12 protein-coding genes are annotated in these 18,943 nt (G+C 72.6%); 2 read left to right on the top strand and 10 right to left on the bottom strand.

The window, feature by feature from the left end; translation table 11 throughout:
- Positions 1-2: 2 nt before the first annotated feature.
- Genes dmpG through FHP29_RS00980 form a run of 3 tightly spaced genes read right to left on the bottom strand, consistent with a single transcriptional unit; the run spans position 3 to position 2,832 of the window.
- Complete coding sequence (gene dmpG / locus FHP29_RS00970; protein ID WP_240044225.1) at positions 3-1,043, bottom strand: 4-hydroxy-2-oxovalerate aldolase; 1,041 nt, start codon at positions 1,041-1,043, stop codon at positions 3-5.
- Complete coding sequence (locus tag FHP29_RS00975; RefSeq protein ID WP_139621008.1) at positions 1,040-2,002, bottom strand: acetaldehyde dehydrogenase (acetylating); 963 nt, start codon at positions 2,000-2,002, stop codon at positions 1,040-1,042. The genes dmpG and FHP29_RS00975 overlap by 4 nt, the downstream gene beginning before the upstream one ends.
- Before the next feature lie 2 nt (positions 2,003-2,004).
- Positions 2,005-2,832, bottom strand: coding sequence for a 2-keto-4-pentenoate hydratase (locus FHP29_RS00980; protein ID WP_139621009.1), 828 nt, complete (start codon positions 2,830-2,832; stop codon positions 2,005-2,007).
- Between the two features lie 69 nt (positions 2,833-2,901).
- On the opposite strand from FHP29_RS00980, the gene FHP29_RS00985 reads away from it, so the two are divergent.
- Entirely contained in the window at positions 2,902-3,657 is a 756-nt protein-coding gene (locus tag FHP29_RS00985; RefSeq protein ID WP_139621010.1) for an IclR family transcriptional regulator, read from the top strand.
- 136 nt (positions 3,658-3,793) lie between these two features.
- Here the strand turns inward: FHP29_RS00985 and FHP29_RS00990 are convergent, their stop codons facing one another.
- The 7 genes from FHP29_RS00990 to FHP29_RS01020 all read right to left on the bottom strand — a co-directional run bounded on the left by FHP29_RS00990 (position 3,794) and on the right by FHP29_RS01020 (position 17,301).
- Positions 3,794-5,878: a CocE/NonD family hydrolase gene (locus tag FHP29_RS00990; protein WP_139621011.1), complete on the bottom strand. Its 2,085-nt coding sequence runs from the start codon at positions 5,876-5,878 to the stop codon at positions 3,794-3,796.
- A 96-nt stretch (positions 5,879-5,974) separates the two neighbouring features.
- Positions 5,975-7,141: a hypothetical protein gene (locus FHP29_RS00995; RefSeq protein ID WP_158296437.1), complete on the bottom strand. Its 1,167-nt coding sequence runs from the start codon at positions 7,139-7,141 to the stop codon at positions 5,975-5,977.
- 59 nt (positions 7,142-7,200) lie between these two features.
- Positions 7,201-8,088 (bottom strand): DUF4097 family beta strand repeat-containing protein, encoded by an 888-nt coding sequence (locus FHP29_RS01000; protein WP_139621013.1) that lies wholly within the window; start codon positions 8,086-8,088, stop codon positions 7,201-7,203.
- A 33-nt stretch (positions 8,089-8,121) separates the two neighbouring features.
- Positions 8,122-8,661: a toxin-antitoxin system HicB family antitoxin gene (locus FHP29_RS01005; RefSeq protein WP_139621014.1), complete on the bottom strand. Its 540-nt coding sequence runs from the start codon at positions 8,659-8,661 to the stop codon at positions 8,122-8,124.
- Positions 8,662-8,729: 68 nt separating this feature from the next.
- Positions 8,730-10,358 carry an AMP-binding protein gene (locus FHP29_RS01010; RefSeq protein WP_139621015.1) on the bottom strand — a complete coding sequence of 543 codons (1,629 nt, stop codon included), beginning with the start codon at positions 10,356-10,358 and terminating at the stop codon, positions 8,730-8,732.
- Positions 10,359-10,731: 373 nt separating this feature from the next.
- Positions 10,732-14,544 carry a heterodisulfide reductase-related iron-sulfur binding cluster gene (locus FHP29_RS01015; protein ID WP_139621016.1) on the bottom strand — a complete coding sequence of 1,271 codons (3,813 nt, stop codon included), beginning with the start codon at positions 14,542-14,544 and terminating at the stop codon, positions 10,732-10,734.
- Positions 14,545-14,727: 183 nt separating this feature from the next.
- A complete protein-coding gene (locus FHP29_RS01020; RefSeq protein WP_139621017.1) occupies positions 14,728-17,301 on the bottom strand; it encodes an amidohydrolase family protein in 2,574 nt (857 codons plus the stop codon).
- A 125-nt stretch (positions 17,302-17,426) separates the two neighbouring features.
- Here FHP29_RS01020 and FHP29_RS01025 point away from each other — a divergent pair, with 125 nt between their 5' ends.
- Positions 17,427-18,905 carry a M1 family metallopeptidase gene (locus FHP29_RS01025; RefSeq protein WP_139621018.1) on the top strand — a complete coding sequence of 493 codons (1,479 nt, stop codon included), beginning with the start codon at positions 17,427-17,429 and terminating at the stop codon, positions 18,903-18,905.
- Positions 18,906-18,943 lie beyond the last annotated feature (38 nt).

An 18,943-nucleotide genomic window follows, 5' to 3' on the forward strand; every position in this document is an offset into this window, starting at 1 on the left:
CGCTAGACGAGGGCCGCCTCGCGCTCGGCCACGATGGTGAGCGCGATGTCGACGATCATGTCCTCCTGGCCACCGACGAGCCGGCGGCGGCCGCACTCCATGAGGATGTCGCGGACGTCGACGTCGTACTGCTCGGCGGCACGCTCGGCGTGGCGCAGGAACGACGAGTAGACACCGGCGTAGCCGAGGGTCAGCGTCTCGCGGTCGACCCGGACCGGGCGGTCCTGGAGGGGGCGGACGATGTCGTCGGCGGCGTCCTGGAGCTTGAAGACGTCGCAGCCGTGCTCGAAGCCCATCAGGTCGGCGACCGCGATGAACGGCTCGATCGGGCAGTTGCCCGCGCCGGCGCCGTGGCCGGCGAGGGAGGCGTCGACGCGGTAGACACCGTTCTGGACCGCGACGACCGAGTTGGCGACCGACAGCGAGAGGTTCTCGTGGGCGTGGATGCCGATCTCGGTCTCGGCGTTCAGCACGCCGCGGTAGGCCTGCACGCGAGCGGCGACGTCGTCCATGGTCAGGCGGCCGCCGGAGTCGGTGACGTAGACGCAGTGCGCGCCGTACGACTCCATCAGCTTGGCCTGCCGGGCCAGCTGCTCAGGCTCAGCCATGTGGGAGAGCATCAGGAAGCCGGAGACGTCCATGCCGAGCTCGCGGGCGGCCGCGATGTGCTGGGCGGAGACGTCGGCCTCGGTGCAGTGCGTCGCGATCCGGACCGAGCGGACGCCGAGGTCGTAGGCGCGCTTCAACTCGTGGACCGTGCCGACACCGGGCAGCAGCAGCGTGGTGAGCCGGGCGTTCTTCAGCACCGACGCGGCGGCCTCGAGCCACTCCCAGTCGGTGTGCGAGCCGGGGCCGTAGTTGACCGAGCCGCCGGCGAGGCCGTCGCCGTGGGCGACCTCGAGCGCGTCGACGCCGGCCTCGTCGAGGGCGACGACGATCCGCTTCACGTCGGCGGGCGAGATCCGGTGCCGGATCGCGTGCATGCCGTCGCGCAGGGTGACGTCCTGGACGAAGATCCTGGTCTTCTCGGCGGGGGTGCTCACAGCGCGGCCTCCATGTCGTTGTTTCGAGCAGCAGCGATCCGCTCGGCGACCTGCAGGCCGGCCGAGGTCATGATGTCGAGGTTGCCGGCGTACGCCGGGAGGTAGTGGCCGGCGCCGGTGACCTTCAGGAACACCGACACCTGGTGGGTGGGCCGCTCCGCACCGTCGACCAACAGCGTCTCGACCGGCTGGTCGGCAGGGATCTCGGCGATCTGGACCTTCTGGACCAGCTGATAGCCGGGGACGTACGCCGCCACGTCGGCGACCATCTTCTCCACGCTCGCGCGGATCTCGTCGTGCACGGCCGGGTCGGGTGCGTGGACGAGGGCGAAGACGGTGTCGCGCATCATCAGCGGCGGCTCGGCCGGGTTGAGGATGATGACGGCCTTGCCGCGCTTGGCCCCACCCACGGCGGCGATCGCGCCGGAGGTGGTCTCGGTGAACTCGTCGATGTTCGCGCGCGTGCCGGGGCCGGCGGACTTCGAGGAGATCGAGGCGACGATCTCGGCGTACTCCACCGGGACGACACGGGAGATCGCGGCCACGATCGGGATGGTCGCCTGGCCGCCGCAGGTGACCATGTTGAGGTTGGGCGCGTCGAGGTGCTCGTCGATGTTGACCGCCGGGATCACGAACGGGCCGACGGCGGCCGGCGTGAGGTCGATCAGCCGCTTGCCGAGCGGGCGCAGCAGCGCGTCGTTGTGGAGGTGCGCCTTGGCCGAGGTGGCGTCGAAGACGATCTCGATGTCGTCGAAGCCGGGCAGGGCCATCAGGCCCTCGACGCCCTCGTGGGTCGTCGGTACGCCGAGGTCGCGGGCCCGGGCGAGACCGTCGGAGTCGGGGTCGATGCCGACGAGCGCCCCCATCTCGACGTGCTGGGCGGTGGTGAGGATCTTGATCATCAGGTCGGTTCCGATGTTGCCGGAACCGATGATCGCGACCTTGGTCTTGTTGCTCATGGTCAGGACTCCTTCTGGCTGAAGCTGATGGCGACGGAGCCGAGTCCGTCGATGGTGAGCTCGACGTCGGCGCCGGGGGCGGCCGGTCGCATCGGGCCGAGGGCACCGGAGAGCACCACCTGGCCGGCACGCAGCGGGTCGCCGAGGTCGCGCGCCTGGCGGGCCAGCCACTGCAGGGCGATCAGCGGGTCGCCGAGGGAGGCGGCGCCGGTGCCGACCGAGTCGTCCTGGCCGGTGACGGTCATCGTCATGGCGGCGTCCTTCGGCGAGAAGTCGTCGAGGGTACGGCGCTCGGCGCCGAGCACGTAGCCACCCGCCGAGGCGTTGTCGGCGACGGTGTCGGCGAAGCTGATGTCCCAGGCCTCGATCCGGCTGTCGCAGACCTCGATCGCGGCGACGGCGTAGTCGACCGCGGCCGCGATCTGGTCGAGGTCGAGGTCGCCCTCGGCGAGGTCGGCCTTGAGAACGAAGGCGATCTCGCCCTCGACCTTGGGCTGCAGCAGGCCGCTGATGTCGATGGGGGCCGAGGCGTCGTACTCCATGTCGTCGAAGAGCACGCCGAGGTCGGGGGTGTCGACGCCGAGCTGCTGCTGGACGGCCGCGGAGGTGGCGCCGATCTTGCGGCCGACGACGGTCGCGCCGGCGGCGAGCCGGTGGGCGTTGAGCTGCTGCTGCACGGCGTAGGCGAGGTTGATGTCGCGCTCGCCGATCAGGTCGCGGATCGGGGCGCACGGCTGGTTGTCGACCAGCGCGGTGTGCAGGCGCTCGGCGGCAGCCTGGACGGCGTGGTCGGCGGCAGCGTTGTCAGCCAGGTCGAGGGCTTCGGTCATGGTGCTCACTCTCCGGCCTCGCGGCCTGCCCCGCCACGGACGCGTTCCACTCACCGGTACGCTGTCGAGGTGGAGGAGCTGGACACCGTTCTCGGCAAGGCGGTCGCCCTGCTGCGCGCCTTCGGGCCCGAGGACCGCCTGCTGCCGCTCGCCGAGCTGGTCCGACGCACCGGCCTGCCCAAGGGCACCGTGCACCGGGTCGCCGGCGACCTGGTGCGCCACCGGCTGCTGGAGAAGACCGAGCACGGCTACCGCCTGGCCAGCGGACTCTTCGAGCTGGGCATGCGCGCGGCCACCGAGCGGACGCTGCTGGAGGTGGCCATGCCCTTCCTGCAGGACCTCTACGAGCGCACCCACGAGACCGTGCACCTCGGCGTGCGCGAGGGCACCGAGGTGGTCTACGTCGCCAAGATCGGCGGCCACCGCCAGGCCCGCAGCCCCTCGCGCGCCGGCGGCCGGATGCCGATGCACTGCACCGCCATCGGCAAGGTGCTGCTCGCCCACGCCGAGTCGTCCGTCCGGTCCGCGGTGCTGGCCGGCCCGCTCGCCCGTCGTACCCCGCACACGGTGGTGGCGCCCGGCCTGCTCGAGCAGCAGCTGGACCGGGCGCTGGAGACCGGCCTGGCGTTCGAGCGGGAGGAGTCCACGCCGGGCCTGCTGTGCGTCGCGGCGCCGGTGCTCGACACCGACGGCGCGACCGCCGTCGCCGCGATCAGCGTCACGGGACCGGTCGGCCGGTTCCGTCCCGAGGCGCACCAGAACGCCGTCCGCGCCGCCGCCACCGCGCTCGGGAGCACGCTGGCCCGCCGGCCGGGTGGCCTCTAGGCGGCGGGGCGCTCTCCGCCGGCCGGCCTTCGCTGGGCCGGCCCGGGGGACGTCATACGTTGCGAGGGCTCCAGGCCTCCGTTCGTATGACGCTAGCGGGACCGCGGTGTCGCACAGCCGGAAGGCCGCACCGGAGTCAGCGCACCGCCATCGTCAGCACCGACGGGTACTGCGGGCCGGTGTGCACCGTGAGCGGAGCCAGCTGGGCGAGCAGGTCGGTGGCGGTCGAGAGCAGGTGGGGTACGTCGAAGGCCTGGACCGAGATGCGCAGCCGGTGACCCTTCGCGATCACCGCGCCGGTCGGGAAGATCTCGACGTCGACGGGCGCGATCTCGCCGGCCGGCAGCGTGGCCTTCGCCTCGCGGGTGAACGGGTGGTAGGCCTGCAGCAGTTGGCCGTCGAGATAGCGCGAGCGGCTCTCGTCGAGCTTGCGGTGCGCGATGGTCTGCCAGCCGCCGCTGAGCCGCGAGACGGTCCCGTCAGGCGCGACGTCCTCCACGGCCACCGACAGCATCCCGTCGCCGGTCGGGGTGGACACGTAGAGCCGGGCGTTGAGCGGTCCCTGGAAGTGGATCTCGCCGTCCTGCGGGGCGCTGTCGAAGGTGACCCCGCCGAGGTCGTTGAGCCGGTTGTCCTTGAAGCAGGGCAGGTCGCCGAGCAGCGTGCCCGGCAGGCCCGCGGTCCACTGGTTGGCCGAGCGGGTGCACAGCCCGGTGACGGGGATCGGGGGCACGACGGCGGTGCCGGCGCTCGGCGTACCGGTGGTCAGGGAGCCGGCGGAGCCGCCGACCGCGGCGGACCCGGAGAGCTGCCAGGAGCGCGCGGACAGGTCGTCGTCGATCCACGTGGCCCTGCGCACCCAGGCCCCCGACCCCTGCTCGTAATAGGTGAGCGGCGCGATCTGGTCGAGCCTGCCGTCGATGCCGTGGACGTAGTGGTCGAACCAGCGCAGCTGCAGCTCGGCGAGCGTGCCGTAGCCGGCTTTGCCGACCTCGGCGCCGGCCGAGCCCTGGAGGTGGTCCCACGGGCCGAGGACGAGCCGGGTCGGCACGCCGCGCTGCTGCAGCCGCTCGAAGAGCAGCGGGGTGCCGCGCTGGAACAGGTCGAACTCGCCGCCGACGAGGAAGGTCGGCACGTCCACCTCGTCGAGCACCTCGATCGGCGAGCGCTCGCGATAGAACGGGCCGTCGTACGCCGGGTCGCCGCCGAGGATCGCCTGCACGGCCAGCGGCAGGGTGAACGTGAGACCGCCCATCAGGTGGTCGAGCGCCATCCGGAAGCCCGCCTCCGGCTCCTGCAGTCCGTACGCCGGGGGCAGCACCCCGGTCGCGGTGACCAGGCCGAGCCACAGCGGGATGAAGCCGACGTCGATCTGGCCGCCCGAGGCGACGACGTCGCGGTAGACGTCGGCCGCCGGGACCTGCGGGAAGATCGCCGTGAGGCCCTTCGGCCGGTGCGCGGCCGCGAAGAGCTGCGAGATGCCCATGTAGGACGCGCCGGTCATCACGACCTTGCCGTTGCTCCACGGCTGCGAGGCGGCCCACTCGACGATGGCGCCGGCGTCCTTGCCCTCCCGTGCGCTGAACGCGGCCCACTGGCCCTGGGACGTGCCGGTGCCGCGGGCGTCGACGGTGAGCTGGGCATAGCCGCGCTTGACGAGGTACGCCGGGTCCGCGCCCGACAGGACGGCACCGCCGCCGGAGGAGAGGACCATCTTGTTGTAGGCGGTGATGGTCACCACGACCGGGAGCGGTGTGGTGACGACCTCGCCGTCGGGACCCACGGGACGCTGCAGGTCGCCGCGCAGGATGACGCCGTCGTCCATGGTGATCGCGATGTCGCGCGTGGTGACGGTGGCGTCGTAGTCCGCGGCACGGGGGGTCCACGGGGCGGGCGCGGCCGGGGCGGGCGCCGCCGCACCGCTCGCGGCTGCGGCCGGAGCCGCCGCCGGGGCGGGGGTCGCGGCGTGGGCGGCCCGGGTGCACTTGCGGTGCCTGCGCACCTTCTTCTTGCACTTCTTCGGCCGCTCCACCGCCGGGGCGGCCGCGTCCGACCGGTGCGCGGAGGCGGCATGCTGCGCGGGCGAGGCGCCCGACGTACCGAGGGCGCCGCTGGCGAGCGGGACCACGAGCGCCGCAGCGACCGCGGCGGTGACCAGGGCGGTGCCGAGCCGGCGGCGCTGGCGGGGATCGATCGCGAGGCGTGCGTCGAGGTCGTTCATCGGTGGTCCCTCCCGTGGGTCTACCCACGGGTAACGAGACGACCGTGGCGTCGGTCACGCGCGGGCCGCGCGGGCAGACCGGGGGGCCCGCCCGGCTCAGAACGGGAAGCGTGCGTAGCCGCGTCGCGCCGCCCCGGCGGTCCGGGTGAAGTCACCGCCGACGGAGAGCGCGTCGAGCGACCCCGGAAGCGGAGGCCCGTCGGTCAGGCCGAACGCCCAGACGCCGTACGATCCGTTCGCTCCGGGGTTCCACGCCGTCGGCGTGCCGTTCGCGGCCAGGAAGGACCCGATGTGGAGCCGGTCGAGGTGGGCCTCCGGGAAGCCGGAGAAGTGGCCGCCGATGTAGACCTCGTCGGCGGTGGCCAAGATGGCCTGGACGTCGCCCGAGGTCCTCACCCGGTAGAGCGGGAGGCTGCTGACGGTCGGGTCGTAGGCCCAGGTCCGGTTGTTGGTGGTGCCGAAGAAGAGGCGGCCCGTCGGGGACACGTCGAGGGAGATGGCGACACCGCCCTCGGTGGGTGCGAACGCCGTCGTCGCCCCCGCGGGCGTGAGCTCGGCCGCACCCGGGCGGGGCAGTCCGCCCATCGTGGAGAACGAGCCCCCGGCATAGAGCCGGGTGCCGTCGTCGGTCAGCCCGAGCGCCCGGACGGTGTTGTTGGGCTGCGGGGCGAAGGCAGCGTCGACCGCGCCGGTGGCCTGGTCGACGGCGGCGAGCCGGGCGATCGCCCGCCCCCCGATCCGGCTGAAGCTGCCCCCGACGTAGAGCCGGCCGGTGGTGTCGGCCGCGAGGGCGCGGACCGTGTTGTTGGAGGTCGTGGTCGTCCACCCACCCACGAGCGCGCCGGTGTCCGCCGTGACGGCCGCGAGCCGACGCGGCTGCCCGTCGACGGCGGCGAACGATCCACCGACGTAGACCTTGCTGCCGTCGGCCGAGGCCGCGAGGGCGTAGACGGTGCCGTCCGTCGACGGCGTCCAGATCGGGTCGAGCGAGCCGTCCGCGCGGACCGCGGCCAGATTCGCGCGCGGCTCGCCGTTGACCGCCGCGAACGCACCGCCGATGTAGGTGGTGTCGCCGATCTGCGTGATCGCGTAGACCACGCCGGTGACCGTGCACTTCGCGGCGGCCTCGTCGTACACGACGCAGTCGACCTTGGCGGTGGAGGTCGTCGTCGGCGACGGACTGGCCTGGGCGACCCCCGCGAACGTCGCCGTGGCCAAGACCGCTCCCAGCGCTATGCGCGTGGCGCGCAGTCGTCCCTTCATGCCAGAACCCCCCATCCGATCGACCGCCGGTACGGCCCGATCCCGCGACCGTAGGCCGGTCACGCGGGGTGCCGCGTCACCCCTGTTGGGGATATCCCGGTCGGCTCCTGATCTGCGGGCACCAGGACGATGTCGCCGGACACGGTGGTCGCCCGGAGCTCGACGTGGTCGGCGCCCGGCGTCGGACGGCCGACGGGCGGCAGCGTCGAGCTGACGCGACCGGTCACGGTGGAGACGTCGGTCCACACCGGGGTCCCGGTCGGGACGCCCACGTGGACCCGCGTCGAGGCGCCCTTGACGAGGATCCGGCCGCGGCGCGCGGTCCGTACGACGACGTCACCCGAGCCGGTCCTGCTGGTGAGGTCGGCGCGGCACTCGCCCACCTCGAGGTCGCCGGAGCCGGTCTTGACCGCGACCGTGCCGAGGGTCTGGCCGAGGCGGACGTCGCCCGAGCCGGTGGAGACGGAGGCGGAACCGGCGATCCGGCCGACGTCGACCGCGCCCGATCCGGTGCGCACCCGGACGTCGCCCTCGACCTCGGCGACCGTGACGTCGCCGGAGCCGGTGTCGACCACCACGGTCGTGGCTCGGTCGAGGACGACCGTGCCAGAGCCGCTCTTGACCCGCGCGGTCTGCAGGCGGCCCGCGGCCGTGATGCTCGCGCTGCCGCTGCGGGCGACGAGGTCACTGCCGACCGGGACGACGACCTCGATCACGAGCTCGTCAGTGCCGCCGAAGATCCCGGTGCGGGGCTTGGGGGCCACCACCCCGATCCGGGCCCCGTCCTGGGTCACCCGCACCTCGTGGGCGCGGGCGCCGGTGAGGGTGATGTCGGTGGTCCGCTGCTCGGCGGCCCGGACCTCGATCCGGCCGCGGCCGTTCTCGACGTGGAGGCGCACCGGGCCGGGGGTGTCGAGGACCTGGCGGAGGGGTTCGTACGTCGACATGGGGGACTCCTGATGGGTGGGTCGGGAGGGGGGTCAGAGCCAGCCGGTCAGCCGGCGGTTGCCGGGCCTGGAGCCGAAGGGGAAGTCCGCATCCAGGGGCCGACTCGACAGGTCGACGTCGACCGGCAGGGCGCGCTCGCTGGTGGCGCCGCGGATCAGGCTCACCAGCCAGGTGTTGAGCGACTGGCCGGCCCGCGCGGCGGCCTCGTCGGCGCGGGCCTTGAGCGACTCGGGGAGCCGGAGGCTGACCCGGGCCTGGCCCTCGTCCTCGGCCGCGACCTCGGCCGGCACGGGACCGGTCACCTGCTGCAGCAGCGGGGGCGGCTCGGGCGCGCCGGCGGAGACGACGAAGTCGAGGTCGCGCCCGTCGAGCCGGACGTCGACGCCGCCGGCGGGCATGGCGGCGGTGATCTCCGCAGCCGCCTGGCTGATCGCCTCCATCACCGCGAGCCGGACGGCCGGGTCGAGCGCGTAGCCGAGTCTCTCGGCGACCTCGCGCGCCTGCGGGCCCGCGCTGTCGGCGGCAGCGAGGAGATCGCGACGGAGGCTGTCGACGTACGGCGTGATGTCCATAGACATCATATTGACGTCACAATGACGTCATTGTCAAAGAATTTGACGCCACGCCTGCCGAGGCCGGATCAGGACAGGCCGAGGATCTCCGTCGACCTCTCCCGCATCTCCACCTTGCGGACCTTGCCGGTGACCGTCATCGGGAACTCGTCGACCGTCAGCACGTAGCGCGGGATCTTGTAGTGGGCCAGCTTGCCGGTCGCGAAGGCCCGCACGGCGTCGGCGTCGAGCGGGTCGGCACCGGAGCGGAGCCGGATCCAGGCGCACAGCTCCTCGCCGTACTTCTCGTCGGGGACGCCCACGACCTGCACGTCCTCGACGTCGGGGTGGGTGTAGAGGAACTCCTCGATCTCGCGCGGGTAGATGTTCTCGCCGCCCCGGATGACCATGTCCTTGATCCGGCCGACGATGGTGCAGTAGCCGTCCTCCCGCATGACGGCGAGGTCGCCGGTGTGCATCCAGCCGTCGGCGTCGATGGCCTCGCGGGTCTTCTCCTCGTCGTTCCAGTAGCCGAGCATCACCGAGTAGCCGCGCGTGCAGAACTCGCCCGGCTCACCGCGCGGCACCGTCTCCCCCGTGACCGGGTCGACGATGCGGATCTCGACGTGCGGGGCGGCGCGCCCGACGGTCGAGGTACGACGGTCCAGGTCGTCGTCCGCCCGGGTCTGACAGCTCACCGGGCTGGTCTCGGTCATGCCGTAGGCGATGGAGACCTCGGCCATGTGCATGTCGTCGATGCAGTGCTTCATCACCTCGACCGGGCAGATCGAGCCGGCCATGATGCCGGTGCGCAGGGTCGCCAGGTCGTAGGAGCCGAAGTCCGGGGCGTTCTGCATCGCGATGAACATCGTCGGGACGCCGTACACCGCCGTGCACCGCTCGTCCTGGACCGTGCGCAAGGTGATCGCCGGGTCGAAGCCGGGCGCCGGGATCACCATGGTCGCGCCGTGGGTGACGCAACCGAGGTTGGCCATCACCATGCCGAAGCAGTGGTAGAAGGGCACAGGGATGCACAGTCGGTCCTGCTCGCTGAACCCGATCAGTTCGGTCGTGAAGTAGCCGTTGTTGAGGATGTTGCGGTGGCTGAGCGTGGCGCCCTTCGGGAAGCCGGTCGTGCCGCTGGTGTACTGGATGTTGATCGGGTCGTCCGGGCTGAGCTCGCGCTGCCGCTCGGTCAGCGCGTCGGCGGGGAGGTCCGCGCCGGCGGCCACGAGGCGCTGCCAGTCGTTGCCGTCGACGTACAGAGTCTGCTCGAGGCCCGGCACCTCGCCGCTCGCCGTGACCTGGTCGACCATGCCCCGGTAGTCGCTGGTCTTGAAGCTCGTCGCCGCGAGCAGCAGCCGCAGGCCGGACTGGTTGACGGCGTAGGCGAACTCGTGGGTGCGGTAGGACGGGTTGACGTTGACCAGGATCGCACCGGCCTTCGCGGCGGCGAACTGGACGATCGTCCACTCGGCACAGTTCGGCGCCCACATGCCGACCCGGTCGCCCTTCGCGATGCCGAGCCCGATCAGGCCGCGCGCCACCTCGTCGACGGCGTGGTCGAACTCCCGCCAGGTCCAGCGCCGCCCGCTGGCGACCTCGACCAGCGCCTCCCGGTCGGGCCACCGCGCCACCGTGCTCTCGAGCGCGGACCCGATGGTCTCGTCCAGCAGGGGCGTGGCGGTCTCGCCGGCGGCGTACGACAACTCGGTCATGACCCCATCGTGGCGCGCCGGTCAGCCGGGTCACACCCCTCGGAAGGAGGTAGCGGTCTCGCCGGGGCGGGCTCGCCGGGGCGGGCTGGGGGCGGCCTGGGGGCGGCCTGGGCGGCGGGGCCGGCGGGGTTCAGTTGGCGGGGCGGACGTGGGCGGGCGGCGGACGTGGGCGGACGTCATACGACCCGGGGGTCCAAGACCACCATCCGCATGACGTCCCCACCCACACCCACCCCCGCAGAGCGGACGTCATACGAACCGAGGGTCCAAGCCCACCATCCGCATGACGTCCCCACCCACACCAACCGCCGCAGGGCGGACGTCATACGAACCGAGGGTCCAAGACCACCATCCGTATGACGTCCGCGCGCGCTCAGAGGTCGAAGAGGGACTCCGCGGCGTTGATGTCGACGTCCGTGCGCGGCTGGTGGGTCGCACCGGAGGACGCCGGCGGGGTCGCGGGGGCCGGCTCGGGCTCGGCAGCCGCCTCGGGCTCGGCGGCAGGCTGCGGCTCCGCAGCGGCCTCGGGCTCAGGCGCTGCCTCGGGCTCGGCGGCAGGCTCCGGCTCCGCAGCGGCCTCGGGCTCAGGCGCTGCCTCTGGCTCGGGCTCGGGCTCGGCGACAGCCTCCGGCTCCGGGGTCGCAGCGGCCGCAGGCTCCGGCGTCGGGCGCTCGACGGTGCCGGCCTCGGGGGCGGGGATGTCGAAGAGCGAGCCCATCGCGTTGATGTCGACGTCGGTGGCCGGCGTACTGGCGGAGGAGCTGGTCGCCGGGGCGGCCGGGGGCTCCTGCGCGGCGGGCGCCTCCTCGACGACGGCGGCCTCCTCCGCACGGGCCTCGGCCTCGACCGGCTCGGCCTCGGGCGTCGGCTCGGGAGCCGGCGCCGTCGGGGCGGCCGCTGCCGGGGCGGCCGCGGCCGGGGCGGCAGGGGCCGGGGCGGCAGGGACCGGGGCGGCGGGTGCCGGGGCGGCCGCTGCCGGGGCGGCAGGGGCCGGGGCGGCAGGGACCGGGGCGGCGGGTGCCGGGGCGGCCGCTGCCGGGGCGGCAGGGGCCGGGGCGGCAGGGACCGGGGCGGCGGGTGCCGGGGCGGCCGCTGCCGGGGCGGCAGGGGCCGGGGCGGCGGGTGCTTCGATGTCGAACAGCGAGCCGCCTGCGTTGAGGTCGACGCTCGGGGTCGGAGCGCTCGGGGTCGGGGTGCTGGGGGTCTCCGGCGCCGCGGCCGCGACACCGCCCTCGACCTCGGCCTCGACGACCTGCTCCTCGAGCGGCTTCGGGGCGGGGGGCTCCTCGGCGGCAGCCTCGACCGACGCCGGCTGCTCGGGCTGCGCCGGCTGCTCGTCCGCCGCCGGGGCGGGGATGTCGAACAGCGAGCCCCCCGAGCCCAGGTCCGCCGTCGGCGCCGGGGCCGCGGGCTTCGCCTCGGCCTTCGGAGCCTCGGCCTTCGGAGCCTCCGTCTTCGGAGCCTCGGTATTCGCAGCCTCGGCCGGGGCGGGCGTGTCGAACAGCGAGCCGCCGGTGTCGAAGAGCGAGCCGCCCGAGGCGGGCTCCGCCGGAGCAGCGGCCTTGTCCTCGGCCGGCGCCGGGGTCTCAGCCGGTGCAGCCGGTGCAGCCGGAGCTGCCGGAGCTGCCGGTGCGGCCGGAGCGGCACCGAACAGCGAGCTGGAGTCGTCGAACAGCGAGCCGCTGGACGCAGCGGCCCCTCCGGACGGTTGCGGCGCAGCCTCTCCGGCGGCCGCGGACGCCGGGTCGTCGAACAACCCACCACCCGATGAGCCGCCCTGAGCGCCCGCACCGACGTCCCCAGTGTCGACGACGGTGTCCTCGGTGATGGTGACGTCCCCGGCCTCCGGCTCGGCCTTCGTCTCCACCGACTGCTCCACCGACTGCTCCACCGACTGCTTGGCCGCGGGCGCGGCGGTCGCAGCGGACGCGGCGGACGCAGCGGCCGCAGGAGCCGCCTTGGCGGCGGCCGGGGCCCCCTGGCCGGGCAGCAGCTTGGTCGCCTGCTCGCCCTTGACGGAGGCGAGCAGCATCTGCGCGACGTCGAGGACCTCGACCTCCTCGCGGGCTTCGCCGTCGGCCTGCATCTTGGTCAGTCCGTCGGAGAGCATGACGCGGCAGAACGGGCAGCCGACGGCGACCTGGTCGGCGCCGGTGCCGACGGCCTCGGCGGTGCGGTTGAGGTTGATCCGCTCGCCGATGGTCTCCTCCATCCACATGCGGGCGCCGCCGGCGCCGCAGCAGAAGGACTTCTCCTTGTTGCGCTCCATCTCGGCGAACTCGGCGCCGGGCAGGATCTCGAGAAGGTCGCGCGGGGGCGTGTAGACCTGGTTGTGGCGGCCGAGGAAGCACGGGTCGTGGTAGGTGACCTTGCGGTCGTGGGCGCCGGCGCCGGAGGCGACGGGGGTCAGCTTCCCGTCGCGGACGAGCCGGTTGAGCAGCTGCGTGTGGTGGATGACCTCGAGCTCGAGACCGAGCTGGCGGTACTCGTTCTTGAGGGTGTTCATGCAGTGCGGGCAGGTCGAGACGACCTTCTTGGCCTTGGCGTCGGTGAGCGTCTCGATGTTCTGCTGGGCGAGGCCCTGGAACACGAACTCGTTGCCGGCCCGGCGGGCGGGGTCACCGGTGCAGGTCTCGCCGTTGCCGAGGACGCCGAACGAGATGCCCGCGAGGTCGAGGAGCTCGGCGACGGCACGCGTGGTCTTCTTGGCGCGGTCCTCGTAGGCGCCGGCGCAGCCGACCCAGAACAGCCAGTCGACCTCGTCGAGGGACTCGATCGAGTCGCCGACGACCTTGACGTCGAAGGGCAGGCCCTTGGCCCAGTCCAGTCGCGCGTTGGGCGACATGTTCCAGGGGTTGCCCTTGTTCTCCAGGCCCTTGAACAGGCCGTTGAGCTCGGAGGGGAAGTTGGACTCGACGAGCACCTGGTAGCGACGCATGTCGATGAAGTGGTCGACGTGCTCGATGTCGACCGGGCACTGCTGGACGCAGGCGCCACAGTTGGTGCAGGCCCACAGGGCGTCCTCGTCGACGACGAAGTCGCCGCCCTCGGGCATGTAGAACCAGTCGTCGACCTGGTCGCCGCCGCCCTCGGCCGACTCCCTCCCGCTCTTGCCGACGAGGGTGCGCTGCTCGGCGCCGCCGGCGACGGCGTACGCCTCCTCGCGCATGGCCATCATCATCAGCTTGGGCGAGAGCGGCTTCTCGGTGTTCCAGGCGGGGCACTGCGACTGGCAGCGACCGCATTCGGTGCAGGTCGTGAAGTCGAGGATGTCCTTCCAGGAGAAGTCCCAGATGGTGCCGGCGCCGAGGACGGCGTCCTCGTCGAGGTCGTCGACGTCGTCGAGCGTGATCGCCTTGCCGGCCGAGGTCAGCGGCTTGGCGGCGCCGAGGGCGGTGCGGCCGCTGTCCTCGCGCTTGAACCAGATGTTGAACCACGCGGTGAACCGGTGCCAGGCGACACCCATCGTGAGGTTGCTGGCGATGACCATCAGCCAGACCATCGCGGAGACGATCTTGACCATCGCGATGAAGAAGATGATGCCCTCGAGCGTCCCGACCGAGTCGTGGCCGGTCGGGAAGAGGTTCGCGAAGACCTGCGAGACCGGGAAGTGGAAGCCGTCGGCGTGCTCGGCGGCCTCGCCGCCGTGGGCCTTGGCGAGGTTGTACTCGGCGCCGCGGATGAACAGGATCGCCGAGCTCTCCAGGAGCACCATCGCCTCGACGAAGTAGGCCTGCCACATGGTCGAGCCGAAGAACCGGCTGCGGCGGCCGAGCTGCGAAGGCTTGTGGGTGAGTCGGTAGACGATGAGCGGGACGATCGCGATGGTGCCGAGCAGGCCGAGCAGCTCGGCGGCCCACTCGTAGATCCACCACTTGCCGATCACGGGGATGGTGAACTCGGGGTCGAAGAGCTGGAAGTACGCCGCGGCGACGGCCGTGGAGAGGCCGAGGAAGGCCGCGAAGGCGAACCAGTGCAGGATGCCGACCCAGGTCCACTGGAGCATGCGGGTGTGGCCGAAGGTCTCCTTCAGCATGGTCAGCGTGCGTCCGGCCGGGTTGCCGGTGCGCCCCGGCGCCGGCTGTCCGCGCTTGATCACGCCGAGCATCGAGCGGACGGCCCGGGCGGTCAGCGCGACGGCGACGACCGAGACGGCCAGGGAGATGACGATCGCAATGATCTGCATGGTGTCCAACAGCTCCTCATCGGCCACGGAGTCAGGGGCGCGCACAGGAGTGCGCCGGACGAGCCTAGTGCCGATCGGCCCGGCCGGTCGGCGTAGGCAAGCCTTACCCGCCTGCGCGGGGCACAGCCGGAGACCGAATCCTACCGACAGGTAACTTCGGTGGGGCGAGACCTTCCTCTCACCTCACGAGGCGCGGACCGCCGTCACCGTGCCGTCCGGGCCGAAGGTCACGGCGACCTCGACCCGCTCCCGTCCGTCGGTGCGCGCACAGAACGTGTACGACGACCCGAGCCGCTCGTAGGGCTGGCCGACCGCGCGCAGCACGGCGTCGGTGGTCATGCCCGGACGCACCAGATCGCGCGCCTGCGCCACCGTCGGCCGCAGGCCCGGGTTGCGGCACGAGTCGGGCCGCACGCCGTACGCCCGCTCCCACATCTGCAGGTAGGCCTCGGCGCCGCGGGCCATGTCGTCGACGATCCGCTCGCCGTCGCCGGGCTCCTGGGCCTCGGCGACCTGGCGCAGGTCCTCGACCCAGTCGGGGTAGAGGCCGTACTGCGCGACCCCGTCGGCATTGATGTCCCACACCCGCTGGCCGGCGCGCTGCTTCTCGATCGTGACGCCGCCGAGACCGGTGAAGGGGTAGCGCACCGGGTTGGGCACGTCGGCACCGCGCGGGTTGCCCTGCGCGCCGAGTCCGTTGATGTCGGCGCCGAAGCCGAACCCGAAGTAGTAGCGGCTGTCGGCCCAGCCGAGGTGCCGGCGCCACTTGGCGACGAATCCGGTCGAGTCGCCGGCGTACGGCGTGATGAAGCCGCCGGCCCGGTAGATCCGCGGATAGGCGTCGGGCGTCGACCACGAGTGGCTGGAGATGACGCCGGGATAGCCGAGGTCGTCGATGACGTCCATCGAGGCGGCCCGGGCCTTGACCGAGAGGTGGTCGGGGTCGAAGACCATGTGGCGCCGGGCGAGGCCCTCGATCGTGTGCACGCCGAGCTCGGTGAGGCCGCGCTTGTTGCAGTGCGCTGGCTGCGGGTAGAGCGGCAGCGCCGGGAGCAGGCCGAGGACCTGGGCCAGGGCGCCGAAGAGGGCGTCCTGCTGGCCGGCGGTGATGTCCGGGAGGGTGATCTGCGGGTTGTCGGCGGACTCGCCGTCGGCGGGCTCGCAGTGCTCCATCGCCCAGAAGGAGCCGGTCTCGAGGAAGTTCGCGGTGTTGACGAGAGGTCCGATCGCTCCGGCGTCGCCCGCGACCCCGGCCAGGGCGTTGTCGAACTTGTTGACCAGCTCCATCTGGCGCACGCCGAGCGCCTTCATCTCGTCGAGGTTGGCGTCGATCTCCTCAGGCGTGCACGCGGGCACGTCGCGCCCCAGGATGCGCTTATAGGTGCATCCGAACGGGATCGAGGTCTCGATGCCCATGACCACGGCCATCTTGCCGGCGTTGATGACCCGCCGCGCCTCGAACGGGTCCTTCACGATCCGGTAGAAGCCCTTGCCGGGCCCGCCGAACTGGGCGTCGATGTAGTCCTGCATCGCGTACATGTCCTTGGCCTGGAGCCGGATCGAGGTCATGTCGTCGCAGGAGTTCTTCTTGAGCGGGTAGAGCTGGCAGAGCTTGTTGTTCTCGACGAGCAGGTTGACGAACAGCCGCTGGCCGCCGCGCCAGGCCCGCTCGAGCCAGCGGTAGTAGGTGCCTTCGTGGGTGAGGGACTCCGGCGCCGGCCAGTCCTTGAAGGTCGGCCAGCCGACGGGGTCGTGGGACGCCTTGCCGGACAGCACGGACTCCAGGAGCGCGCCCTTCCCGCCGGTGAGGGTGTGGTCGGGACAGTCGACGAGCGCGGCGGGCGCGCCGTACGCGTGCCAGGGCCGGCCGCAGTGCACCCGGCCGCCGAGGAACTCGAAGGCCATGCCGTGGGTGTGGGCGTCGACGAAGCCGCGGACCTCCTGGTACGACGTCTCCCCGCCGAAGGGGTCGCCGCTGACGTTGACGTCGGCTTCCGGGAACTCCGGGCAGCCGGTGGCGAGCCGGACGCGGAACGGCGTGCCGACGGGCGCCGTCGCCAGGACGCCACCCGGCTGGGCGACGAGCGCGCCACCGCCGTCGATGGCGAAGGTGAAGGTCCCGTCGGCGCCGGGGACGCCGCTCGCGGTCCAGTCGGCCTGCGGGCTCGGCTTCCCCGCGACCGTGACCGCGCCGGTCCCGGTGCGCGCGAGCTCCCCGGTGGCGGTGTGCAGCAGGTAGCCGCCGAGGCGGGTGGCCTTGAAGTAGTACGGACCGAACGTCCCGCCGGGAGCGGCGAGCGTGTAGCAGCCGCCGGCCATGGCGAACCGGTCGGCGGGCACCGAGGTCCGAGCCGGGTACGCCGCCGTGGGCACCAGTCGCGGGTCGGCAAGGGCGCGCTCGCGCTCGACGTACTCCTCGGCGGCGGTGCGCTCGGCCGCGGTCGTCGGGTCGACGACGTCGGCGCCCGCCGCCTCCCCGACGGCCAGGCCGCGGGCGACCTCGTTCTTGGTCCGCGGGTCGTGGTGGTCGTGGTGGTCGTGCGGGGCGAGCAGGGCGTCGTCGTGCGGGACGCCGAGCGCCGACTTGCGCTGCTCGGCGGCCGCCGCGAGAGAGGTCCCGCCCTCCCCCGTCCCCGCCGCCGGCACCGGCACCGGCACCGGCACCGCGAGCGCGACGCCGACCACGGACAGGGCCGCGAGCGCGGCCAATGCGACCCGCCTCCGGCCCCGCTCGGGTGCGGCCTGTGCGTCGCCCATCGGTCCACCTCCGCCTCCGGGGCGCACGGAAGTGACCCCGATCACTGCTCCAACGACGGCCCCTGGGCCGGGTGACGCGCAAAGATGAGCGAGTGTCAGATTCGCCCGCCGGGCATGATGCGACCATGAAGAAGGCCGTCGAGGTCCTCGGCGCAGCGATGGGCTGCCTCGCCCTGGCGGCCTGCGCCGGCCAGACGTCCGGCGGCGACGCCGGCCCCGGTCGGTCGTCGGCCTCGCCGACCAGCTCGCCCGTCAACCCACCGGACGCCGGCGCGCCGGCGGGCGACCTGGCGATCGCCCGCAACGACACCCGTGAGGACTCGGTCTACCCCGAGATCGGCGACCCGCTCGTCGACGCCCTGCACTACGACCTCGACCTCGCCTGGGCTCCCGACGCCGACCGACTGACGGCGCGCGAGACGCTCACCTTCCGGGCGACCGGCGACGCGCCGCGGATCCCGCTCGACTTCAACGAGCAGCTGGCGATCTCGTCCGCCACCGTCGACGGCACCCCGGCCGAGGTCACCGTCGAGGGCAACGACCTCACCGTCGCGCACCCGATCGCGGCCGACCAGCGGTACGAGCTGGTCCTGGAGTACGCCGGCACGCCCGCCCCGGCGCCGGCACCGAGCCAGCGCGCCGACTTCACCCAGGGCGTCGGCTGGAGCATCACGCCCGAGCACGAGACCTGGACCCTGCAGGAGCCCTACGGCGCCTTCACCTGGTACGCCGTCAACGACCACCCCTCCGACAAGGCGCTCTACGACTTCACCCTCACCGCGCCGGCGCCGATGTCCGGCGTCGCCAACGGCGTGCTCGCCTCCTCGACCGCCGAGAACGGCCGGAGCGTGAACACCTGGCACCTGGCGGAGCCCGCGTCGTCGTACCTCGTCACGGTGGCTTTCGGCGACTTCCAGCACACCGACCTCGAGTCGGCGAGCGGCGTGCCGATCCAGATCTGGACGGACGCCGACGGCGACCCCACCCCCGGCGAGACGGCCTCCGCGCCGGACGCGATCGACTGGCTCGAGAAGGTCCTCGGCCCCTACCCGTTCGACAGCTTCGGGCTGCTGGTCGTCGACAACGAAAGCGGTATGGAGACCCAGACCATGGTCACCCTGGGCGACACCGCCTACAGCCTGTCGGAGGCCGTCATCGTGCACGAGGCAGCGCACCACTGGTACGGCGACACGGTCACCCCCGCGGACTGGTCGGACGTGTGGATGAACGAGGGTATGGCGATGTATCTCCAGGGCATGTGGGAGTCCGAGCAGGAGGGCGTCCCGGTCGTGGGGAAGATGGACGAGTGGGCGTCCTTCGAGGCCGACCTGCGCACCCGGTCCGGGCCGCCGGGCGCCTTCGACCCGACCCGGTTCGGTGACGGCAACATCTACTACGGGCCGGCGCTCATGTGGCAGGAGCTGCGCGAGCGGGTCGGTGACGAGAGGTTCTTCGAGCTGCTGCGCGAGTGGCCGTCCCGCGAGGCCAACGGCACCGCCGACCGGCGGGAGTACCTCGACTGGATCGAGGCGACGACCGGCGAGGAGCTGTCGTCCTTCTTCGACGACTGGCTCCTGGACGAGACCACGCCCGAACGCGACTGACCCTCGATCGACCCTCGATCGACCCTCGATCGACCCTC

Origin of the sequence: Nocardioides albidus, from assembly GCF_006335005.1 — a bacterium.
Classification (GTDB): domain Bacteria; phylum Actinomycetota; class Actinomycetes; order Propionibacteriales; family Nocardioidaceae; genus Nocardioides; species Nocardioides albidus.